General features: G+C 65.9%; 23 protein-coding genes, 1 other RNA gene and 1 pseudogene. 14 read left to right on the forward strand and 11 right to left on the reverse strand.

Annotation, left to right across the window (positions count from 1 at the left end; translation table 11 throughout):
• Positions 1-8 precede the first annotated feature (8 nt).
• Positions 9-1,406: pseudogene (locus tag ACLB90_RS17835) on the reverse strand (site-specific integrase).
• Between the two features lie 699 nt (positions 1,407-2,105).
• Here ACLB90_RS17835 and ACLB90_RS17840 point away from each other — a divergent pair.
• Together ACLB90_RS17840 and ACLB90_RS17845 are read left to right on the forward strand one after the other, a co-directional pair.
• Positions 2,106-2,348, forward strand: coding sequence for a hypothetical protein (locus ACLB90_RS17840; RefSeq protein ID WP_411850705.1), 243 nt, complete (start codon positions 2,106-2,108; stop codon positions 2,346-2,348).
• 77 nt (positions 2,349-2,425) lie between these two features.
• Complete coding sequence (locus ACLB90_RS17845) at positions 2,426-2,980, forward strand: hypothetical protein (RefSeq protein ID WP_411850706.1); 555 nt, start codon at positions 2,426-2,428, stop codon at positions 2,978-2,980.
• Between the two features lie 271 nt (positions 2,981-3,251).
• Here ACLB90_RS17845 and ACLB90_RS17850 read toward each other — a convergent pair whose 3' ends face one another.
• Both ACLB90_RS17850 and ssrA read right to left on the reverse strand, forming a co-directional pair.
• The gene (locus ACLB90_RS17850; RefSeq protein ID WP_411850707.1) at positions 3,252-3,494 is read right to left on the reverse strand and encodes an Arm DNA-binding domain-containing protein; all 243 of its coding nucleotides are present in this window, start codon (positions 3,492-3,494) and stop codon (positions 3,252-3,254) included.
• Between the two features lie 247 nt (positions 3,495-3,741).
• Positions 3,742-4,144: a transfer-messenger RNA gene (gene ssrA / locus ACLB90_RS17855) on the reverse strand.
• A gap of 159 nt (positions 4,145-4,303) precedes the next feature.
• Here ssrA and ACLB90_RS17860 point away from each other — a divergent pair.
• The gene (locus ACLB90_RS17860; RefSeq protein ID WP_411850708.1) at positions 4,304-4,708 is read left to right on the forward strand and encodes a hypothetical protein; all 405 of its coding nucleotides are present in this window, start codon (positions 4,304-4,306) and stop codon (positions 4,706-4,708) included.
• A 71-nt stretch (positions 4,709-4,779) separates the two neighbouring features.
• Here ACLB90_RS17860 and ACLB90_RS17865 read toward each other — a convergent pair whose 3' ends face one another.
• Positions 4,780-5,691: a LysR family transcriptional regulator gene (locus ACLB90_RS17865; RefSeq protein ID WP_411850709.1), complete on the reverse strand. Its 912-nt coding sequence runs from the start codon at positions 5,689-5,691 to the stop codon at positions 4,780-4,782.
• A 132-nt stretch (positions 5,692-5,823) separates the two neighbouring features.
• On the opposite strand from ACLB90_RS17865, the gene ACLB90_RS17870 reads away from it, so the two are divergent.
• Entirely contained in the window at positions 5,824-6,504 is a 681-nt protein-coding gene (locus ACLB90_RS17870) for an isochorismatase family protein (RefSeq protein ID WP_411850710.1), read from the forward strand.
• Between the two features lie 47 nt (positions 6,505-6,551).
• Here ACLB90_RS17870 and ACLB90_RS17875 read toward each other — a convergent pair whose 3' ends face one another.
• From ACLB90_RS17875 to ACLB90_RS17885, 3 genes are all read right to left on the reverse strand, one after another.
• On the reverse strand, positions 6,552-6,911 hold the full coding sequence (locus ACLB90_RS17875; protein WP_017356117.1) for a hypothetical protein: 360 nt from the start codon (positions 6,909-6,911) through the stop codon (positions 6,552-6,554).
• A 91-nt stretch (positions 6,912-7,002) separates the two neighbouring features.
• A complete protein-coding gene (locus ACLB90_RS17880) occupies positions 7,003-7,419 on the reverse strand; it encodes a DUF6691 family protein (RefSeq protein WP_411850711.1) in 417 nt (138 codons plus the stop codon).
• Positions 7,416-7,841 (reverse strand): YeeE/YedE family protein, encoded by a 426-nt coding sequence (locus tag ACLB90_RS17885; RefSeq protein ID WP_411850712.1) that lies wholly within the window; start codon positions 7,839-7,841, stop codon positions 7,416-7,418. The genes ACLB90_RS17880 and ACLB90_RS17885 overlap by 4 nt, the downstream gene beginning before the upstream one ends.
• Before the next feature lie 167 nt (positions 7,842-8,008).
• On the opposite strand from ACLB90_RS17885, the gene ACLB90_RS17890 reads away from it, so the two are divergent.
• Positions 8,009-8,293 (forward strand): ArsR/SmtB family transcription factor, encoded by a 285-nt coding sequence (locus ACLB90_RS17890; protein ID WP_411852791.1) that lies wholly within the window; start codon positions 8,009-8,011, stop codon positions 8,291-8,293.
• Between the two features lie 56 nt (positions 8,294-8,349).
• On the opposite strand, the gene smpB is transcribed toward ACLB90_RS17890, so the two are convergent.
• Complete coding sequence (smpB, locus tag ACLB90_RS17895; RefSeq protein WP_411850713.1) at positions 8,350-8,853, reverse strand: SsrA-binding protein SmpB; 504 nt, start codon at positions 8,851-8,853, stop codon at positions 8,350-8,352.
• A gap of 61 nt (positions 8,854-8,914) precedes the next feature.
• Between smpB and ACLB90_RS17900 the strand changes: the two genes are divergently transcribed.
• The gene (locus ACLB90_RS17900; RefSeq protein WP_411852792.1) at positions 8,915-9,343 is read left to right on the forward strand and encodes a type II toxin-antitoxin system RatA family toxin; all 429 of its coding nucleotides are present in this window, start codon (positions 8,915-8,917) and stop codon (positions 9,341-9,343) included.
• 3 nt (positions 9,344-9,346) lie between these two features.
• Positions 9,347-9,607: an RnfH family protein gene (locus tag ACLB90_RS17905; RefSeq protein ID WP_411850714.1), complete on the forward strand. Its 261-nt coding sequence runs from the start codon at positions 9,347-9,349 to the stop codon at positions 9,605-9,607.
• A gap of 18 nt (positions 9,608-9,625) precedes the next feature.
• Here the strand turns inward: ACLB90_RS17905 and ACLB90_RS17910 are convergent, their stop codons facing one another.
• Positions 9,626-10,021: an outer membrane protein assembly factor BamE gene (locus ACLB90_RS17910; protein ID WP_411850715.1), complete on the reverse strand. Its 396-nt coding sequence runs from the start codon at positions 10,019-10,021 to the stop codon at positions 9,626-9,628.
• 103 nt (positions 10,022-10,124) lie between these two features.
• Here ACLB90_RS17910 and fur point away from each other — a divergent pair, with 103 nt between their 5' ends.
• Complete coding sequence (gene fur / locus ACLB90_RS17915; protein WP_005409235.1) at positions 10,125-10,532, forward strand: ferric iron uptake transcriptional regulator; 408 nt, start codon at positions 10,125-10,127, stop codon at positions 10,530-10,532.
• 96 nt (positions 10,533-10,628) lie between these two features.
• Here the strand turns inward: fur and recN are convergent, their stop codons facing one another.
• The gene (gene recN / locus ACLB90_RS17920; protein WP_411850716.1) at positions 10,629-12,290 is read right to left on the reverse strand and encodes a DNA repair protein RecN; all 1,662 of its coding nucleotides are present in this window, start codon (positions 12,288-12,290) and stop codon (positions 10,629-10,631) included.
• A gap of 111 nt (positions 12,291-12,401) precedes the next feature.
• Between recN and hrcA the strand changes: the two genes are divergently transcribed.
• The 6 genes from hrcA to ACLB90_RS17950 all read left to right on the forward strand — a co-directional run bounded on the left by hrcA (position 12,402) and on the right by ACLB90_RS17950 (position 19,582).
• Positions 12,402-13,469, forward strand: a complete 1,068-nt coding sequence (hrcA, locus tag ACLB90_RS17925) for a heat-inducible transcriptional repressor HrcA (protein WP_411850717.1) — start codon at positions 12,402-12,404, stop codon at positions 13,467-13,469.
• Positions 13,470-13,551: 82 nt separating this feature from the next.
• Positions 13,552-14,070: a nucleotide exchange factor GrpE gene (grpE, locus tag ACLB90_RS17930; protein ID WP_411850718.1), complete on the forward strand. Its 519-nt coding sequence runs from the start codon at positions 13,552-13,554 to the stop codon at positions 14,068-14,070.
• A 184-nt stretch (positions 14,071-14,254) separates the two neighbouring features.
• Positions 14,255-16,183 carry a molecular chaperone DnaK gene (gene dnaK, locus ACLB90_RS17935; protein WP_411850719.1) on the forward strand — a complete coding sequence of 643 codons (1,929 nt, stop codon included), beginning with the start codon at positions 14,255-14,257 and terminating at the stop codon, positions 16,181-16,183.
• Between the two features lie 161 nt (positions 16,184-16,344).
• Positions 16,345-17,472: a molecular chaperone DnaJ gene (dnaJ, locus tag ACLB90_RS17940; protein WP_411850720.1), complete on the forward strand. Its 1,128-nt coding sequence runs from the start codon at positions 16,345-16,347 to the stop codon at positions 17,470-17,472.
• A 92-nt stretch (positions 17,473-17,564) separates the two neighbouring features.
• Entirely contained in the window at positions 17,565-18,473 is a 909-nt protein-coding gene (pdxY, locus tag ACLB90_RS17945) for a pyridoxal kinase (protein ID WP_411850721.1), read from the forward strand.
• Positions 18,470-19,582, forward strand: coding sequence for a prephenate dehydrogenase (locus tag ACLB90_RS17950; protein ID WP_411850722.1), 1,113 nt, complete (start codon positions 18,470-18,472; stop codon positions 19,580-19,582). The genes pdxY and ACLB90_RS17950 overlap by 4 nt, the downstream gene beginning before the upstream one ends.
• Positions 19,583-19,707: 125 nt before the next feature.
• On the opposite strand, the gene ACLB90_RS17955 is transcribed toward ACLB90_RS17950, so the two are convergent.
• The gene (locus tag ACLB90_RS17955) at positions 19,708-19,902 is read right to left on the reverse strand and encodes a hypothetical protein (protein WP_411850723.1); all 195 of its coding nucleotides are present in this window, start codon (positions 19,900-19,902) and stop codon (positions 19,708-19,710) included.

The raw sequence follows: 19,902 nt of genomic DNA on the forward strand, positions 1-19,902 counted from the left end.
CCATGTCATCATGGATAGAACCTCCTCTTGTCCTTCAAACACCGCTTGAATTGCCCTTTGGCATAGGCCGGAAGCACCACCGCAGGCCTGTATTTCTCCAAGGTCTCTATCTGCTTCCTGCGCATCACAGCGGGCTTCTTGTGGAAGTAGGCCTCGTAAAGGACGGGCACGCGCTTGCTGACGGAGTGGCCAGTGATCAAAGCAATGTCTTCGTCTGCCACGTTCTGATGGTGGAGCTCTGTGGCGATGGTGTGGCGGAAGGCATGGAACCCAACACCTCTAGGGAATCCAAGGTCCTTCATGTAGCGGCTGAACTGGCTAAGCGCCGCCAGGCTGTAGCGAGCATTGGTCTCACCTGTCTTACGGTTCACACCAGCGGATAGGTGTGGGAAGAGGAGAGGGTGGCCGCACTCTCTGATGTCATCCATGAAGTCCAGGAAGCCTGCGTCTAGCAGTGGCTTCGGGATAGGGATGGTCCGGATAGATGCCTTGTCTTTTAGGCTCTGCCGACTCCTGAGCCGGTTCCGGTGCGCTAGGTCAGGGTCTACGGTCTTCTGTATGGGGATGCACCAGACATCGCTCTCTTGGACGATGTCGGCGACCTTCAGCTGAGCGACCTCGTTGATGCGGGCGCCCGTATGCAGACCGATCATAGGAAGTCACCATCGGTGGGGATACTTGCTTGCCCAGGGAATGAGCGTCTTGGGGTCGAAGGTGCGCCGTAGTTCGTCTTCATCAAAGAGGCGCTCGGGCTTGTTGGGATCCGTGACCAGGTCCTTCTTGATTTCTGCGAACGCAGCCATTGGGGACGCATCAATGGCTTTGGTCTTGACCAGCTGATTGAAGAAAGAGACAAGGAAGCGTCGATGCCGTTCGAGCGTTGCGGGGGCAAGCTGAGGAACATCTAGCTCCTTGCCGCAGGCAATGGCTTCGTCATAGCTGATACGTTGATATGCGGGGTCCGAAAAGAGGCCTGGGGGCGACCAGCGCATGAGGTCCCAGAGTCGGTAGATGTGAGGGTGGTCAATGCGCGAGACCGGGATGTCCCCGCAGGTCATCTGGAGAAGCCGCAGGGTTCGGGCTGTGGAGTCGATGGTCTCTTGTGCGAGGCAGCGGCGTTCCCGGTCCCCCAGGTAGTCCTTGATCTCTACTGACAGAAGTCGGGCAGGGTGGCCTGCGGAGAGTGGATCAGGGTAGCGCGTGCCTGCTGCATTGATGCGAGAGCGTCGGGAGCGCTCCATCGCAGCGTTGAGGATTTCTTGCGCATGGATGGCCGCTTCGCGTCCGGTGATGACCAGTTCATCAATCCGGAAGCGTCCGATCTTGATGCCCTTAAGTTGCAGCATGTCATCGGCGTCGGGGTTGGAAGGGAAGTCTTTAGGGAAGTTCTTTACTGTTTTGGGCATTGCGCTGTCTCCGTGGATGATGGGAGCAGTGCTAAGGCCTGGCTTTGATTCGTCAAACCAGATCTAGAGTGTTGCCGCGTTGCTTAGGCATTCGCCGAAACGTAGAAATTAGCGCGAAAACTTTTAGAGGAAACTAGTGGGGTGTGCGTTGCGAGGCGCTGTGGCGCAAGGGTTTGCCATGAGTGACCGCTTCTATCTTGCAGTCATTTTTGTACTGTACGATTTTGAGAGTTCTGACGCCTAAGTGTGCTTTCTCACAGAATAGGCATGTGGAATTTGTGACGAAAGTATCGCAAAGACACTCTCGTAAAGACAGCCTCGACCCCGCGTGGGGTGATCCCCCTTTGGAATTGCATGAGGGTGTTCCTTCATCGGGCGTCTTCTATGAATGCAGTGCACTCCTTAGTCTTGATCGCCTTTGCGGTATGCGCTGCTACTGCTACTACCGTTGATCATTCAAAGGGCAGACTAGCGAGTTCCTCTTTTGCAATGCCAGTGTTGCCTACAGAAGTTCCATGGCATGTGGGCGGGGACTGGTCACCGACGCCATCATCGCCGCCTTCGCCAAGGGCACCACCTTCGCCGGCATGCGGGTGGAGGGGAAGCCCTGGACGTCGGCCATCATCCAGGACCCGCAGCGGACGATGCACCCGGTGACCATCAGGTGGCGGGGGGGCGTGTCAGGTTAAAATCTGGCCCGTGAGCCCGAAGCCGCCCAACCTTCATCTGGTCAGCAGCAGCGAGACGCCCGACGGGGGCGAACTGCAGGCCATGCGCGATGCCATCACCCGCATGAAGCGGAACCGAGACCTGCTGAACGAGTTCTGTGTCGAGCAGGCGCGATTCGTCCGGGCGGAGTACTTGGCCTACGTGGAGGCGGGCTTCACTGGGCCGCAGGCCATGCAACTGGTGGCGGCAAAGCTCAGCCTCGGTCGGAAATAGAGAGCGCCTGCAACCTGACCTGAGCCGTGGTAAATAGGCGTTGGGGGCCGGGATCCGCCGGCCAAACAGGGGGCAAAATGAAAGGAATCAGTCTGGGGGCGCTGGTAGCGCTGTGTCTGGCCGCATCGGGATGCGGATCCACCATCAAGTCAATGGCCGGCAAGAAGCTGCCCGGCAAGAAGGAAACGCAGACCGTGACTCTTGGAACGTTCATGACGTGGGATCCAGCCAGGTCTGCGGCAATGGTCATGCCTGGCGACCAAACGCGTGTGGATCGAATGTGTATGCAGAATGCGATGGGTATGAAGAGCAGCTCTTGGTTTGGGTCTGGAAAGATCGACAAAGCGGTGCTTGAGGCTTCTAAGGCCCTCGCGAATGCTGCTCAGAACAACTCGAGTGATCTAGCCTCGGTAAGCGCGAGTTTCAATCAGGCGGTGGCGCTGCTGACTACATCCACCGAGCGTACGACCTTCCTCAACATAGGCATGTTTTACATATGCCAACTGTCTGCGAACGAGAGCATCACAGAAGAGCAGGCCATGACGTTGGTCTCTGAGCTGATTCGAACGGCTGGATCATTGGAGCCATCCCATCGTGCGGCTGAAACAATGAAAGCGCTGAAGCCAGGCTGACGATAAATGCAACGAACTTGAGGCCCGCCGACCAGCGGGCCTCTCGCTTTTCCAACGACCCCGCCCCGTGGCAGGTTTTTTTTATTGTCCATCGCGAGGAGACCACGGCTATGGCCGCTGAAGCAAAAACCAACGCAGGATCCAAGCTCTACATCTGCGTTACCCCCAAGAACGAAGAGTTGACCGAGACTCAGTTAAAGGCCTTGCAGTACGTGCAGGTCAAGAAGGTCGGCAGCGTCGGCGGGCGCGGCATCAACACCAACATCGTCACCTACGACACCTGGGACACCCTCGTCGCACTGAAGGCCACCGCACGCGACGCGGTGGCTGCCTTGCGCTGTTCGCTGGGGTCTACGCCGGTGGCCAGCAGGCGCCGCGCGTCCTCTCGTGCCTCTCTTGCCTCTCTTGCCTTGGCCAGGCTGACGTCGGGGTATAGGCCAAGCGCCAGCAGCTTCTCCTTGCCGGCGACACGATGTTTCCAACGCCAGCTTTTGGCGCCTACGACGGTGATCAAGAGGAACAGGCCGCCGCCGTCAATAAGCTTCTGGGGCTTGTCGGCAGGGACTGGCTCGACGAATGGCAGCGTCGGTTAGAGGCATGGGGGTATCGGGTTTTGGGGGAGGGCTTGTACCCCTAGATATACCCCCAGCGTCTCATGGGCTACAACGGAACGGGCCGCACAACCCTGGACAACAAAAAAGCCGGAACCCCTTGTTTGATGAGGGATTCCGGCTTTCTGTGGCCCTTGCGGGACCATCTAATGGTGGAGGTGGGCGGAATTGAACCGCCGTCCGAAGGCACTCCATCCCCGGTACTACATGCTTAGCTCACCGTTGGATCTCATCCTGTGGCAGCACGGTGTGCAAAGCGCACCCCAGGACCAGCCTGCTTTAGTTAAGTCGTGACTGACAGGCAGCCATCACAACCGGTTCCGTGATAATGACCCTACATCTACGAGCACGGGCACAAGTAGGTTCGGGGGTTCGCCTTAGGCGGCTGTAGAACTAAACGCTAAAGCTGTTTTTAGGCAGCGATTGCGAAGTCGTTCGAACCGTAGTTGTCGTCGTTGGCAACTAAAAGTTTGCTGCTGGATTAACGAGGAAAGCTGCCCCCTCGGCATGCACCAAGTAACTTCACAACCCCCGTCGAAACCAATGCACCCCCGGTTTCTTCAAGAATGGTAAGGCTTTTAAACCTCCGACCTTGTCCGAAGACAGTGCCGCAGGCTCACCTGACAAGGCGAATCCTACGCCTATTTGGCTGAACAGTCACGTTGGGCCGTTTCCCTCTACCATGCCGCCAGCCCCTCTCAACAGGACCCCCATGCTGCTGCCAGGACGCCGGCCTCCCTTCGACGTACGCATCGGTGCGGCGCACGCGCCGGCGCCCTTGAGCGTCTCCCACCTGGAGCGGGGTGGCATCGTGCTTGCCGACGGGGCGGCGCGGCAGACGTTGGCGTTCGATGACCACGGCCCGCGCTGCGACAACCCCGCGTTGTTCGATGCGCTGCTGCGGCTCAATGCAGCCGGCGTGCCGTTCCAGTACCAGCCGCAGGTGGTGGATGCGCCGGCACGGCTGATGGCGTGGTGGCAGGAAGCCGGCCGGCTGGCGGACACCTTCGCGGAAATCGCCTGGCTCTCGCCGGGGCAGTGGCGCATCACCACCATCCCGGTGCCGGTGCGTGGGGTGATGGGCTGGGACGGAAGCGCCGGTCCCTTCCCGGGCTGAGTCAGCCGCCGCGCACTGGGACTGCTGCCTGCGGGTGCGACCGCCGCGTACGCAGACGCTGGGGTGCGCGGTCAGTCTTCCTGCAACTGTTCGAAGCGCATCGCCAGATAGTCGATCAGGGCACGCACTGCCGGCAGCAGGCCGCGGCGTGAGGGGAACACCGCGTGCACGATGCCGTGGTGCGGTTGCCAGTCGGGCAGCAGGCGGACCAGGCGGCCATCGGCCAGTTCGTCGCAGATCATCATCGTGGGCAGCATCAGAATGCCCACGCCGGCCACGGCAGCGGCGCGCAGCGCGATCATGTCGTCGCTGACCATGCGCGGCACATGGTGAACGAGTGCGACGGCACCGTCGGCGGCGGTCAACTGCCAGGCATGGACCTGGTGTGCGGCGCTGAGGTCAACGCTGGGGAAGTGCGCAAGGTCGGCCGGTACGGTGGGCACCGGCTGGTGGGCGAACAGCGACGGGCTGGCGGCGACGCACCAGTTGCGGGTGGCCAGTACGCGCACGATCAGGTCGCTGTCGGCCAGCGGCGGCGGCCGGACCCGGATGGCGATGTCCAGGCCTTCGCCGATCACGTCCACGCGCCGGTTGGTGGCGTCCAGGTGCAGCGAGACTTTCGGGTGCTCGGCCAGGAAGTCGGCCAGCATCACGCCCATGCGCGCCTGCAGGATGGCCACCGGGACGGCGATGCGTACCGTGCCGCGCGGCTCGGCGCGCGACAGGGCGATCGCCTCTTCCGCCGCTTCTGCTTCGACCAGCATCGCCTTGCAGTGCGCGTAGTACTCCTGGCCCACCTCGGTGACCGAGAAGCGGCGCGTGGAGCGCTGGATCAGCCGGACGCCAAGCCGCTCTTCGAGCAGGGCGATGCGCCGGCTGAGTTTGGACTTGGGGATGCCCAGCGCCCGCCCGGCCGGGGCGAAGCCGCCATGCTCGACCACGTGTGCGTAGTAGGAGAGATCGTTGAGATCGATGGTGCTCATGTCGAGCATCGTTCATCTGGTGGGACGGTGAGGATAAAACCTGCCGACTACCGGGTCCATCGTTCCGTGAATAGTCTGGATCGCATGGTTCGGCAGCCCGCCGGCCAGCCCCAGACACCCGAGGACAGCCAGATGAGCACCCCCGCCAACTTCAACAACGCCGCCCCCGTGATCGACCCGGCCAATGCCGCGATGCTGCTGATCGACCACCAGAGCGGCCTGTTCCAGACCGTGCACGATATGCCCATGCCAACGCTGCGCGCCCATGCCACCGCGCTGGCGCAGATGGCGACGCTGACCGGGATGCCCGTGATCACCACCGCGTCGGTGCCGCAGGGGCCGAACGGGCCGTTGATTCCGGAGATCCACGCCGCCGCGCCGCATGCGCAGTACGTGGCGCGCCGCGGTGAAATCAACGCCTGGGACAATCCGGATTTCGTTGCTGCGGTGAAGGCGACCGGTCGCCGCCAGTTGATCATCGCCGGCACCATCACCAGCGTCTGCATGGCGTTCCCGTCTATCGCCGCGGTTGCCGACGGGTACCAGGTATTCGCCGTGATCGACGCCTCGGGCACCTATTCCAAGATGGCGCAGGAGATCACCCTGGCGCGGGTGGTGCAGGCCGGCGTGGTGCCGATGGACACCGCCGCGGTCGCCTCGGAACTGCAGAAGACCTGGCACCGCGAGGATGCGGCGCAGTGGGCGCAGATCTACACGCAGATCTTCCCGGCCTACCAGTTGCTGATCGAGAGCCATGCCAAGGCGCAGGACGTGGCGTTGCGCCAGGAAGTGCTGGATTCACAGCGCGGGTAAGACCCCGCGCGTGGGTGGGCCTGCCGAACACGGCAGGCCCGACCGGCTCAGCCGCGCGGGCCGTGCTCGCGCAGGCGGCGGCTGTCGGCCTGGTGACGGGCCTTTTCCTTGCGCACGCGGTTGTGCTCGTTGCGCAGTGCGGAGGCCTGCTTGCGGACCTCCGGCTCGGTCTGCTGCATCAGCGTCTGCAGGCGCGCGATCAGGACGGCCTGTTCGCGGCTGGGGGCTGCGTCGCCCAGATCGCGGCGCACGTTGCGCAGCAGGTAGGTCAGCACTTTCAGCAGCGCGGCGGGATCCATCGTGCGGGTGAGTTCGGAAAACACGAACTCCAGGGCGGCCACATCGGCCGTGAGGTCGGCGACTGCGTCTGCCGGGTGCGCCGAGGCCTGGGTTTGTTCGAGGGTCACGCGCCGTTCCTGTGCTGTATTGAGGGTGGATTCTGACACTTGTGTGGCCTGTGCAGGGAATCGCCTGTCCGGGCCGCCTTTCAGCACTGCCTCAACGCCGTGATTGCCAGCGCTGCACGGCCATGCCGGCCAGCATCGCGGGGACGAACCACAGCGCCTCCGGCGCGCCGATGCCCAGCCCGACCAGGGCCGGTCCCGGACAGTAGCCGGCCAGGCCCCAGCCCGCGCCGAACAGGGCGGCGCCGGCGAACAGCGGCCTGTCCACGGCGGTGCGCGTGGGCAGGTTGAAGCGCGGCGCCAGCAGCGGTCGCGAACGGCGCAGCACGCGCGGGAACAGCGCGGAACTGGTCAACACCGCGCCGCCCAGAACGAACAGCAGGCGTGGGTCGAATTCGCCAGTGACGTCGAGGAACCCCAGGATCCGGCGCGGATCGGTCATGCCCGACAGCGCCAGGCCGGCACCGAACAGGGCGCCGGCGGCCAGCGCGGCCAGCGTGCGGCGGTTCACGCCACACCGCCGAGGTGGCGCACCACGAAGGTGGTCAGCATCGCGGTGAGCAGGAACACCGGCACCGCCACCAGCGAGCGCCGCGAGCGCCTGGCCAGTCCACAGACGCCGTGGCCGCTGGTGCAGCCCCCGCCGAGGCGGGCGCCGTAGCCGACCAGCAGGCCGGCGATCACCAGCAGCGGGCGCGGGAAATCGCTGCGGGGTACTGCGGCGCCCGGTACCCAGGCCAGCCACGCGGCGCCCGCCGCCACGAGCCCGATCAGGAAGGCCCAGCGCCAGACCCTGTCCCCGCGTTCGCCGGCCACCGCCCCATCGACCATCCCGCTGATGCCGGCGATGCGCCCGTTCAGCCACAGCAGCAGGGTGGCGGCGGCGCCGATCAGAACGCCGCCGAGCAGAGCTGCGGGCCAGCCGTCGAGCATCACAAGGCGGCCCGGCGGAGCAGGGCGGGGGCGGTAGCGAAGCAGCCCAGCATGGCGCCATCCTGTAATTTAGATAAATCTAAACTAAGGTGCGCTCGGCTACAGTGTCAAGCATGCATACCCCCGATCCAGCGCCGACATCCCCCTTGCCCCCGCACGCTGCCGACATGGCCGCGCAGGCCGATCAGGCCGCCGCGCTGCTCAAGGCGCTGGCGCACCCGGCACGGCTGCGGGTGCTGTGCCGTCTGGTGGAAGGGGAGGCCTCGGTGGGCGAACTGCAGCCGCTCAGCGGGCTGGGGTTGTCTGCGCTGTCCCAGCACCTGGCGGTGCTGCGCGGCATGCAGCTGGTGACCACCCGGCGCGATGCGCAGACGATCTACTACGGCCTGGCCGACAGCCCCGCACTGGGGGTGCTGGAGGCGTTGCACGCGGCGTACTGCCCGGCGCCCTGAGCGCCGCATGCGCATCGCCGGCGTGAACCACGGCGATGCGGCGCGGGGTAGGGGGATCAGGCGTCGCGGTTGTGGCGGCGCATGGTGCGCGACTTTTCGCGGGCCCAGTCGCGGTCCTTTTCGGCATCGCGCTTGTCATGGGTCTGCTTGCCCTTGGCCAGGGCGACTTCCAGCTTGATCTTGTTCTTGCTCCAGTACATCGCGGTGGGCACGATGGTGTAGCCGTCGCGCTGGACCTTGCCGATCAGCTTGTCGATCTCGCTGCGGTGCAGAAGCAGCTTGCGCTCGCGCCGGTCGTTGGCCACCACGTGGGTGGAGGCCTGGATCAACGGGGTGATCTGCGCACCGATCAGGTAGATTTCGCCGTCACGCACGTAGGCGTATGCATCGACGATGTTGCCGCGCCCGGCACGGATCGATTTGACCTCCCAGCCCTGCAGGGCCAGGCCGGCTTCGAAACGGTCTTCGATGTGGTACTCGTGGCGCGCACGCTTGTTGAGCGCGATGGTTTTGTTGGCCGTCGCGTTCTTTGCTTTATCCTTGCCGCTGTTCTTGCTCATGTCCGTATTGTCTCCGATTCGGGCCTCCCCGGTCGATTCATCAGCACACCAGTACCGCCGTATGCCAACTATCCGCCGTAGTGCCCTGGTCGAACATTCGGCTGCCCGCATGTTTGACCTGGTCAATGATATTGACGCCTATCCGCGCCGCTTTCGCTGGTGCTCGGCCTCGCAGATCCTGGAATCCGGCCCGGATCGCCTGGTCGCGCGCCTGGATCTGGGCCTGGGGTCGTTCTCGACCTGGTTCATGACCGAGAACGCGTTGCAGCGACCGAGCAGCATCGATATGCAGCTGCGCGATGGCCCGTTCAAGCGCCTGCACGGGCGCTGGGAGTTCCATGCGCTCGCCGAAGATGCCTGCAAGGTGACCCTCACGCTGGAGTTCGAACCGAACTCCCGCCTGCTCGGGCCGGCGCTTGCGCTGGGCTTCCAGGGCCTGGCCGACCGCATGGTGAATGATTTCGTTCGTGTCGCCGACGAGCAGGACTGAGCGATGATCCGGGTGGAGGTGGTGCTGGCCTGGCCAGACCGTGCCGAGGTCCGCGCGCTGTCCCTGCCCGAGGGGGCCACCGTCAGCGATGCGATCCAGGCCGCGGCGATCGAGGGCAGCGCGCAGTGCCCGGCCGTGGCCGTGCATGGGCTGCTGGCGACCGCCGCGCAGGTGCTGCACGACGGCGACCGGGTCGAACTGCTGCGCCCCCTGGTGGCCGACCCGAAGGACAACCGCCGCCGGCGCGCGGGCGCCGGCCGCTGATTGCCGTGCTGCGGGGCCTCAGCGGCCGCGCTGCTTCTTCTTGTCCTTGGCCAGGTTGCGACCGAACTGGCGGATGCTGGTGCGGGCGAGCTCGGCGTCCTGGTTCGGGAAGTAGTCACCATCCCAGCGGGTCACCAGGTCGTTCTCGAAGAACACCGTGAAGTTCTTCACTTCGGTGTTGCCCAGGCGGTTGATGCGCTGGCTGGCGGTGTAGTCCCAGCGCTGGGCGTGGAACGGGTCCGGGATGGAGGGAGTGCCGAGCAGGGCGTTGACCTGCTGCTTGCTCTGACCCACCTGCAGCTGACCGACGGCCTGCTCCCGGATCAGGTTGCCCTGATAGATGGGTTGCTTATAGATGATGCCGCAGCCCGTGGTGGACAGGGCAACGGCGGCGACCAGCAGGAGATTGCGCATCGGGAATGGCGTTTGGGGAAATCGAGTCGATGATACACTCCCGACGTGTCGCCGCGACCCAATCCGAGGCAGCTGGCGCTAAATCGCCAATGAACGGAGAATTATGGAAACCCACGACCTGCGCAAAGTCGGCCTGAAGGTGACCCATCCGCGGATGCGGATCCTTGCCCTGCTTGAGCAGCGCAACGCCCAGCACCACATGACCGCCGAAGACATCTACCGCCAGCTGCTCGAGCACGGCGACGAGATCGGCCTGGCCACGGTGTACCGGGTGCTGACCCAGTTCGAGGCCGCCGGCCTGGTCCTGAAGCACAATTTCGAGGGCGGCCAGGCCGTCTATGAGCTCGACCGCGGCGGCCACCACGACCATATGGTCGACGTGGACAGCGGCAAGATCATCGAGTTCGAAAGCCACGAGATCGAGGAACTGCAGCGCAAGATCGCCGCCGACCACGGTTACGAGCTGGAAGAGCACTCGCTGGTGCTCTACGTGCGCAAGAAGCGTAAATAACCGCGAAGCGGTTGTTTACGCGGCAGGTCCCAACCGTTGGTTGGGACGCACCACCGCGACGACCAACGGTCGTCGCCTACCGGTTGGCAGGCCCCGTCAGGCCTGCAACAGCTTCCGCGCCGCAGCGCGAGCTTCCTTGGTGACTTCCACGCCGCCGAGCATGCGCGCGAGTTCTTCTTCGCGGGCCTTGGGGTCCAGCTTCTCGACCGCGCTCTGGGTCATGCCGTCCACCGGCGCCTTGCTGACCCGGTAATGGGCGTGGCCCTTGGAGGCCACCTGCGGCAGGTGGGTCACGCACAGCACCTGGCGCTTTTCGCCCAAGGCGCGCAGCGTCTGCCCGACGATGTCGGCAACGGCACCGCCGATCCCCGAATCCACTTCGTCGAAGACCATCGTCGGCACGGCGTCCAGGCCCAGTGCGGCCACCTCGATCGCCAGCGAAATCCGCGACAGTTCGCCGCCGGAGGCCACCTTGCGCAGCGCGCGGGGCGGCTGGCCGGCATTGGCCGCGACCAGGAACTCGACCCGCTCGGCGCCATTGGGGTCCGGCTTGGCCACGGCCTGGGGTTCGATGTCGATCAGGAACTGACCGCCGCCCATGCCCAGCTCGCCGATCAACGCGGTGGTGGTCTGCGACAGGGCCGCCGCGGCCTGCTGGCGGCTGGCACTGAGCGTGGCCGCCACGGCCTGCCACTGCCCGGCCGCGCGCTGGATCTCGCCCGCCAGGGCCTGCAGGCGCTCATCCGCACCACGCAGCTGCTCGACCTCGGCCTCCAGCGCGTCGCGGTGTTCGCCGAGGGCGTCCATCGGGACCCGGTGTTTGCGTGCCAGGTCGTGCAGGCGGCCCAGGCGGCGTTCGATGTCCTCGAACTGCTCCGGATCGGCATCGAGGTCGTCGTGGACGCGGTCCAGCAGCGACAGGGCCTCGTGCAGCTGGATGGACGCGCTGTCCAGCAGCGCATCCACGTCGCCGAGCCGGGCGTCGTGTTCGGCCACCCGGGCGAGGTCGTGGCGGGTCTGCTGCAGCAGCTGCAGGACGGAGACGTCGTCGTCCCCGTTGAGGCGGCCGGCGGCGACATCGCAGGCGCTGATCAGCGCGCTGGCGTGCGCCTGGCGGCGATGGCTGCTGCCCAGCGCCACGATCGAGGCGGGGTCCAGGTCTTCGCGCTGCAGTTCACCCAGCTGGTGTTCGAGGAAGCCGATGCGGTCGCTGACATCGCCCTGTCTGGACAGGGCGTCGGCCTCATCGACCAGCGCCTGCCAGCGTGCCGCCGCCTGGCGGACCTGGCTGCGCTCGGCGTCGTTGCGGGCGTAGGCGTCCAGCAGCGCGAGCTGCGAGGGCCGCGACAGCAGGGCCTGCTGTTCGTGCTGGCCGTGGATCTCCACCAGCGTGGCGGCCAGTTCGGTGAGCTGCGACAGGGTGACCGGGCGGCCGTTGATCCAGGCCCGCGAGCCGCCGTCGGCACGGATGATCCGGCGCAGCTGGCACTGGTCCTCGTCGTCGAGCTCGTTGTCGCGCAGCCACTGCCGCGCCGGCGCATCGGCCGGCGGGGCGAATTCGGCCGACAGCTCGGCGCGGGCGGCGCCGTGGCGGACCACGCCGCTGTCGGCGCGCAGCCCGGACAGGAAGCCCAGGGCGTCCACCATCAGCGACTTGCCCGCGCCGGTCTCGCCGCTGACCACGGTCATGCCCGGCCCGAATTCGAGTTCGGTAGCGCGGACGACTGCAAAATCCTTGATTGATAGATGTCTAAGCATGGTCTGAGGTTCGTGAGCCGCGCAAAGCTAGCATGGGCGAGGGGTTGCTCCAATGACTTGCCAACGCCCGGTCCAGCCATTATCTAAGGTGGCGTCTCACAGGCTGATTCCATGCACCCTTCCGCTCCCCATCTTGCGCCCCGTGCCCGCCATCTGCTGCGGACGCTGATCGCGCGCCATATCCAGGATGGCGAGCCGGTGGGGTCGCAGACCCTGGCGCGGCACGCGGGGCTGGATGTCAGCCCGGCCACCATCCGCAACATCCTGGCCGATCTGGAAGACCTGGGCCTGCTCAGTTCGCCGCATACCTCGGCAGGCCGGGTGCCCACCGCGAATGGCTACCGGGTGTTCGTGGACAGCCTGGTCAAGATGCAGCCGCCGGGCGAGGGCGAACTGACCCGCCTGCGCAGCGAGCTGGCCACCGGTACCGGCACCCAGGCGCTGCTGGGCAGTGCTTCGGAGCTGCTGTCGGCGATGAGCCATTTCGTGGGCGTGGTCAGTGCGCCGCGCCGGGAGCAGTTCGCGTTCCGCCACATCGATTTCGTGGCGCTGGACGCGCGCCGTGTGCTGGCGATCCTGGTGTTTGCCGACAACGAGGTGCAGAACCGGGTGATCGAGGCGCGCCGCAGCTGGGAGCCGGGCGAGCTGGAGCAGGTGGCCAATTACCTCAATGCGCAGTGCGCGGGCCGGCCGCTGTCGGAGATCCGCGCGCGGCTGCTGCTGGAGCTGCGCGATGCGCAGTCGGAGATGGAACAGGTGCTGGCGCACAGCATCGAGCTGGCCGAGCAGGCCCTGGTGCCGCCCGCCGACGACATGGTGCTGGCCGGGCAGACCCGGCTGATGGGGGTGCAGGACCTGTCGGACCTGGAGCGCCTGCGCGAACTGTTCGACGTGTTCGCCAGCAAGCGCGAGATCCTGCAGCTGCTGGAGCGCACCATCCAGGCCCCGGGCGTGCGCATCTTCATCGGCGAGGAAACCGGGGTGATGCCGCTGGAGAGCGTCTCGCTGGTGACCGCCCCGTACTCGGCCGGTGGCCGGGTGCTGGGGGTGCTGGGGGTGATCGGCCCCAAGCGGATGGCGTACGACCGCATGATTCCACTGGTGCAGGCCACGGCCGAGGTGCTCGGGGCGGCGCTGGAGCCGGGTGGACCGGGCGGATTGTCCCGTGAGCGGGCCTGATCGACGGTTCAGCTCTTGAAACCGGTCGGCGCGCCCACATAGGGGTGGGTGGAGGCGGGGAGTCACCGCCAGGGAAACGGAAATGAACCAAGATCAGTCAGATATCGCATCCCAGACGTCGACCGGCGAACAGGCCCCGGCCGACGCGCTGCAGCAGCAGGTCGAGAGCCTGCACAACGAGCTGGCGCTGCTGAAGGCCGAGTCGCTGCGCGAGCGCGCCGACCTGGACAACCAGCGCAAGCGCGTGGCCCGCGACGTCGAGCAGGCCCGCCGCTTCGCCAATGAAAAACTGCTGGGCGAGCTGCTGCCGGTGTTCGACAGCCTCGACGCCGGCCTGACGGCCGCCGGCGCTGAACCCAGCCCGCTGCGCGAAGGCCTGGAGCTGACCTACAAGCAGCTGCTCAAGGTCGCCGCGGACAACGGCCTGACCCTGCTGGACCCGACCGGCCAGCCGTTCAACCCGGACCACCACCAGGCCATCAGCCAGGTCGACGCGCCCGGCGCGGCGCCCGGCAGCGTGGTCCAGGTGTTCCAGAAGGGCTACCAGCTCAACGACCGCCTGCTGCGGCCGGCGCTGGTCGTGGTCGCGCGGGACGCATGACGCCGGGCCCTGCCCGGTGGATGGACGCGGGCGCTGCCCGTTCCATCACCGGACGCTGAACGCGTTTCGCAGCCATCGGACACTGTGTTCGGTGGATGGCTTGAAAGTCTTCCCGGCGTCCCACACATCCCATTCATAACCCGGCAGCAGCCGGATGTTCCCAGAACTTTCAGGAGTCTCCCTCATGGGCAAGATCATTGGTATCGACCTCGGCACCACCAACTCGTGTGTGGCGATCATGGACGGCGGCAAGGCCCGCGTCATCGAAAATTCCGAAGGCGACCGCACCACGCCTTCCATCGTCGCCTACACCAAGGACGGCGAAGTGCTGGTGGGCGCCTCGGCCAAGCGCCAGGCCGTCACCAACCCGAAGAACACCTTCTACGCCGTCAAGCGCCTGATCGGCCGCAAGTTCACCGACGCTGAAGTCCAGAAGGACATCGCGCACGTGCCCTACGGCATCCTGGCCCACGACAACGGCGACGCCTGGGTGCAGACCAGCGACGCCAAGAAGATGGCGCCGCAGGAAATCTCCGCCCGCGTGCTGGAGAAGATGAAGAAGACGGCCGAAGCCTTCCTGGGCGAGACCGTGACCGAGGCGGTGATCACCGTGCCGGCCTACTTCAACGACAGCCAGCGCCAGGCGACCAAGGACGCCGGCCGCATCGCCGGTCTGGACGTCAAGCGCATCATCAACGAGCCGACCGCGGCTGCGCTGGCCTATGGCCTGGACAAGGGCGACAACAAGGATCGCAAGATCGTGGTGTACGACCTGGGCGGCGGCACCTTCGACGTGTCGGTGATCGAAATCGCCAACGTCGACGGTGAGAAGCAGTTCGAAGTGCTGGCCACCAACGGCGACACCTTCCTGGGCGGCGAAGACTTCGACAACCGCGTCATCGAGTACCTCGTCGACGAGTTCAACAAGGACCAGGGCATCGACCTGCGCAAGGATCCGCTGGCCCTGCAGCGCCTGAAGGACGCCGCCGAGCGCGCCAAGATCGAGCTGTCCAGCGCGCAGCAGACCGAAGTGAACCTGCCGTACGTCACTGCCGACGCTTCCGGTCCGAAGCACCTGAACATCAAGCTGACCCGCGCCAAGCTGGAAGCGCTGGTGGAAGAGCTGATCAAGAAGTCGATCGAACCGTGCCGCGTGGCGCTGAACGACGCCGGCCTGCGCTCGAGCGACATCAGCGAAGTGATCCTGGTCGGCGGCCAGACCCGCATGCCGAAGGTGCAGCAGGCCGTGACCGAGTTCTTCGGCAAGGAACCGCGCAAGGACGTCAACCCGGACGAGGCCGTGGCACTGGGTGCGGCGATCCAGGGCGGCGTGCTCGGCGGCGACGTCAAGGACGTGCTGCTGCTGGACGTGACCCCGCTGTCGCTGGGCATCGAGACGATGGGTGGCGTGTTCACCAAGATCATCGAGAAGAACACCACCATCCCGACCAAGGCCTCGCAGGTGTTCTCCACCGCCGAGGACAACCAGTCGGCCGTGACCGTGCACGTGCTGCAGGGTGAGCGCGAACAGGCCCGCTTCAACAAGTCGCTGGCCAAGTTCGACCTGTCCGGCATCGAGCCGTCGCCGCGCGGCATGCCGCAGGTGGAAGTGTCCTTCGACATCGACGCCAACGGCATCCTGCACGTGTCGGCCAAGGACAAGAAGACCAACAAGGAACAGAAGGTCGAGATCAAGGCCGGTTCGGGTCTGTCCGAGGACGAGATCGCGCGCATGGTCGCCGATGCGGAAGCCAACCGCGAAGAGGACAAGAAGTTCCACGAGCTGGTGCAGGCCCGCAACCAGGCCGACGCGCTGATCCACGGTACCCGTACCGCGATCAACGAGCACGGCAGCAAGGTGGGTGGCGACGTGATCGGCAAGGTCGAGTCGGCCCTGGCCGACCTGGAAACGGCGATGAAGGGCGACGACAAGGCGCAGATCGAAGCCAAGTCGAAGGTGCTGGAAGAGGCCGGCCAGTCGCTGTTCGCCGCCGCTGCGGCCGCCGAGCAGGGCGGTGCCGCCCCGGGCCCGGATGCCGGTGCGGGCAATGGCGCGCATGACGATGTGGTGGACGCTGAGTTCACCGAAGTCAAGGACGACAAGAAGTCCTGATCCGGACAAGACGCGGGACGTTGCGCAGGCAACGTCCCGTTGTCGTTTCCCCCAGGTCCTGACAGCCGTATCCCGGCCTGTCGGGGCGCCCGACGCAAGAGCGGACCTGGTTCCGCTCTTGCGCGTTGACGAATCCCGACTTCCGGAACCCGATTCAAGTTATGAGCAAGCGCGATTATTACGAAGTGCTGGGCGTGTCCCGCACCGCCAGCGAAGAAGAGCTGAAGAAGGCCTATCGCCGTTGCGCGATGAAGTTCCACCCGGACCGCAATCCGGGCGACAGCGCCGCCGAAGCGGCGTTCAAGGAATGCAAGGAAGCCTACGAGACCCTGTCCGACGGCAACAAGCGCCGGATGTACGACGCTCACGGCCATGCGGCGTTCGAGCACGGCATGGGCGGCGGTGGCGGTCCGGGCGGTCCGGACATGAACGACATCTTCGGTGACATCTTCGGCAACATCTTCGGCGGTGGTGGTGGCGGACAGCGCCAGGCCCGTCGCGGGGCCGATATCGGCTACGTGATGGAGCTGGACCTGGAAGAAGCGGTGATGGGCGTGGAACGCCGCATCGAGATTCCGACGCTGGCCGAATGCAACGACTGCCACGGCAACGGCTCTGAAGACGGCAAGGTGGAGACCTGCAACGTCTGCCAGGGGCGCGGCCAGGTACGCGTGCAGCGCGGCATCTTCGCCATGCAGCAGGCCTGCCACAACTGCAATGGCCGCGGCCAGATCATTCCCAATCCCTGCAAGACCTGCCACGGCAACGGCCGTGTCGAGGAAGACAAGGTGTTGTCGGTGAAGGTGCCTGCAGGCGTCGACACGGGCGACCGCATCCGCCTGTCCGGTGAAGGCGAGGCCGGCCCTGCCGGCACGCCGGCGGGCGATCTGTACGTGGAAGTGCGGGTGCGCGAGCACGCGATCTTCCAGCGCGATGGCGACGACCTGCACTGCGAAGTGCCGATCCGCATCTCGCAGGCGGCGCTGGGCGACACCGTGCGCGTGGCTACCCTGGGCGGTTACGCCGAGATCCGCATTCCGGCCGAAACCCAGACCGGCAAGCTGTTCCGCCTGCGCGGCAAGGGTGTGCGTTCGGTGCGCAGCCGCAGCGAAGGCGACCTGTACTGCCGCGTGGTGGTGGAGACCCCGGTCAACCTCACCACCGAGCAGCGCAAGCTGCTGGAGCAGTTCGAGACCACCTTCACCGGCGAAGAAGCGCGCAAGCACTCGCCGAAGTCGGCGACGTTCATCGACGGCGTGAAGGGGTTCTGGGACCGGATGACGTCGTAAGACGGGTTGGTTCCAGTGGTAACGAAACGCCGGGCAAAGCCCGGCGTTTTTGTGGGTACCGGCCACCGGCCGCTACCGCTTAAAATCCAGGCATGAACGAATCCCTCGAAAGCCACCTGGTCCACGGCCGCCGCCAGCGTCCGGATGGTCCGTCACCGGTCGATGTCATCTCCGTGCAGTCCCAGCTCGTCTATGGCCATGCCGGCAACAGTGCTGCGGTGCCGCCGTTGCGTGCGCTGGGCGTGCGCGTGGCGGAGATCCCGACCACCCTGTTGAGCAATGCGCCGTTCTACGCCACCACGCGCGGTCGCGTGCTGCCGTCGGACTGGTTCGCGGACCTGCTGCTGGGCACCGCCGAGCGCGGCCTGCCGCAGCGCGCCCGCATGCTGGTGTCGGGCTACTTCGGCAGCGTCGGCAACGGCACCGCCTTCGCCGACTGGCTTGATGAGGTGCTGCCGGCGTCGCCGCAGCTGCGCTACTGCCTGGACCCGGTGATCGGCGATACCCACACCGGTCCCTATGTGGAGCCGGGGCTGGAAACGGTGTTCGCCGAGCGCCTGCTGCCGCACGCCTGGCTGGTGACGCCCAATGCGTTCGAACTGGGGCGGTTGACCGGCATGCCGAGCCTGGCCCAGGACGAGGCCATCGCCGCGTCGCAGGCATTGCTGGCGCGCGGGCCGGAGTGGGTGCTGGCGCACAGCGTTGGCGGCGAGCCCGGGCAACTGGTGACGCTGGCGGTGAGCCGCAGCGCGATCTGGCGCTGGACCTCGCCGCACCTGCCGGTGGACGTGGCCGGGACCGGCGATGTGCTGATGTCGCTGCTGGTCGCCTTCCTGCTGCGCGGCGAGGCATTCGAGCAGGCGATCTCGCGCGCGATCGCCGGCGTGCACGTGGCACTGGAGACCACGCTGGCCAACGGCCACGAAGAGTTCGACGTGCTGGCCGCCGCGCCTGCAGCCCTGTCGTTGCCGCATCGCTTCGTGCCCGAGCGCCTGGCGTGAGCCGGATGCCGGTGGTCGGGATCGTCGGCAGTGCCGGGGCCTACGGGCGCTGGCTGCGCCGGTTCCTCGAACAGCGCATGGGCCTGGAGGTGCTGGGGCACGACCCGGCCGATCCGCAGTCGGACAGTCCCGACGTCCTGGTTGAGCGCGCGGAGGTCCTGATCTTCTCCGCGCCGATCCGGCATACCCCGGCATTGATCGAGGCGTACGTGGCGCGCTCGGCCGGACGTGAGGCAGGGCGGCTGTGGCTGGACATCACCTCGGTGAAGTCCGCGCCGGTGGCGGCCATGCTGGCCTCGCAGGCCGACGTGGTGGGCCTGCATCCAATGACCGCACCGCCCAAGGCGCCGACGCTGAAAGGGCGGGTCATGGTGGTCTGCGAAGCGCGCCTGTCGCAGTGGCAGCCGTGGGTGCAGAGCCTGTGCGGTGCGCTGGAAGCCGAATGCGTGCGCGCCACGCCCGAGCACCATGACCAGGTGATGGCGCTGGTGCAGGCGATGGTCCATGCCACGCACCTGGCGCAGGCCGGCGTGCTGCGCGAGTACGCGCCGCTGCTCGGCGCCCTGCCGGCACTAATGCCATACCGCTCGGCCTCGTTCGAGCTGGATACCGCGATCATCGCGCGGATCCTGTCGTTGAACCCGGCCATCTATGAAGACATCCAGTTCGGCAACCCGCACGTCGCGCCGATGCTCGATCGCCTGCTCGCCCAGTTGCAGATGCTGCGGGCACAGGTGGGGCAGGGCGACGATGCCGCGCGGGCGGCGTTCCGCCAACAGCTGCTGCTGGACAATCGTGACAGCCAGGGCGACGCCGTGCTGGCCGAAGGCAACTACACCTTCGAGCGGGTCGGCTATCTGCTTGCCGACCTGACCGAACGCAACGCGATCAGCGTGCACCTGCCGGAGGATCGGCCCGGCTCGCTGCGTGAGCTGCTGCACGTGTTCGAACGCCACGCGGTCAGCCTGGCCTCGATCCATTCCTCGCGCACGCCGGGCGGCGAAGTGCATTTCCGTGTGGGCTTCGTCGCCGGCAGCGATGCACGCGCGCTGCAGCACGCCGCAGCGGAAATCGATGCATCCGGGATCGGTCGGGTCCTGCAGCGCTGATCTGCTGCAGCGCCGCATTCATCCACAGGGGGTGTGGATGAATTGCGCACAACCATGTGGATAACCGCTGAAAGTCCTTGCGGCAGAACGTTGTCAAGATGGCTGGTCAAAAAATGACCAGTCGATCACGTGGTCAGGGTCAGCTCGCCACCGGAGGTGCGGAACTGGCGCCCGTCACGCACCAGATGGCGGCCATCAGCCAGCTCGTAGCGGGCGGTAGGCGCGGCCGGCGTGCTGTTGCCGGGCTGCTCTTCCTTGAACTCGATGATGACGTAGTTTTCGCCATTGGCGTCGGTGGCGGGGAACTGTCGGAACGACAT

Origin of the sequence: Stenotrophomonas sp. LGBM10, from assembly GCF_046736075.1 — a bacterium.
Classification (GTDB): Bacteria; Pseudomonadota; Gammaproteobacteria; order Xanthomonadales; family Xanthomonadaceae; genus Stenotrophomonas.

Excerpts from the sequence above, each read along its gene's own strand:
- smpB (WP_411850713.1), bottom strand. The coding sequence starts at position 8,853 with ATGAGCAAGAACAGCGGCAAGGATAAAGCAAAGAACGCGACGGCCAAC.
- ACLB90_RS17845 (WP_411850706.1), top strand. The coding sequence starts at position 2,426 with ATGAAAGGAATCAGTCTGGGGGCGCTGGTAGCGCTGTGTCTGGCCGCA.
- fur (WP_005409235.1), top strand. The coding sequence starts at position 10,125 with ATGGAAACCCACGACCTGCGCAAAGTCGGCCTGAAGGTGACCCATCCG.
- recN (WP_411850716.1), bottom strand. The coding sequence starts at position 12,290 with ATGCTTAGACATCTATCAATCAAGGATTTTGCAGTCGTCCGCGCTACC.
- dnaJ (WP_411850720.1), top strand. The coding sequence starts at position 16,345 with ATGAGCAAGCGCGATTATTACGAAGTGCTGGGCGTGTCCCGCACCGCC.
- ACLB90_RS17910 (WP_411850715.1), bottom strand. The coding sequence starts at position 10,021 with ATGCGCAATCTCCTGCTGGTCGCCGCCGTTGCCCTGTCCACCACGGGC.
- ACLB90_RS17865 (WP_411850709.1), bottom strand. The coding sequence starts at position 5,691 with ATGAGCACCATCGATCTCAACGATCTCTCCTACTACGCACACGTGGTC.
- ACLB90_RS17905 (WP_411850714.1), top strand. The coding sequence starts at position 9,347 with ATGATCCGGGTGGAGGTGGTGCTGGCCTGGCCAGACCGTGCCGAGGTC.
- ACLB90_RS17860 (WP_411850708.1), top strand. The coding sequence starts at position 4,304 with ATGCTGCTGCCAGGACGCCGGCCTCCCTTCGACGTACGCATCGGTGCG.
- pdxY (WP_411850721.1), top strand. The coding sequence starts at position 17,565 with ATGAACGAATCCCTCGAAAGCCACCTGGTCCACGGCCGCCGCCAGCGT.
- ACLB90_RS17885 (WP_411850712.1), bottom strand. The coding sequence starts at position 7,841 with ATGCTCGACGGCTGGCCCGCAGCTCTGCTCGGCGGCGTTCTGATCGGC.
- ACLB90_RS17870 (WP_411850710.1), top strand. The coding sequence starts at position 5,824 with ATGAGCACCCCCGCCAACTTCAACAACGCCGCCCCCGTGATCGACCCG.
- ACLB90_RS17955 (WP_411850723.1), bottom strand. The coding sequence starts at position 19,902 with ATGTCGTTCCGACAGTTCCCCGCCACCGACGCCAATGGCGAAAACTAC.
- hrcA (WP_411850717.1), top strand. The coding sequence starts at position 12,402 with ATGCACCCTTCCGCTCCCCATCTTGCGCCCCGTGCCCGCCATCTGCTG.
- grpE (WP_411850718.1), top strand. The coding sequence starts at position 13,552 with ATGAACCAAGATCAGTCAGATATCGCATCCCAGACGTCGACCGGCGAA.
- dnaK (WP_411850719.1), top strand. The coding sequence starts at position 14,255 with ATGGGCAAGATCATTGGTATCGACCTCGGCACCACCAACTCGTGTGTG.
- ACLB90_RS17890 (WP_411852791.1), top strand. The coding sequence starts at position 8,009 with ATGGCCGCGCAGGCCGATCAGGCCGCCGCGCTGCTCAAGGCGCTGGCG.
- ACLB90_RS17900 (WP_411852792.1), top strand. The coding sequence starts at position 8,915 with ATGCCAACTATCCGCCGTAGTGCCCTGGTCGAACATTCGGCTGCCCGC.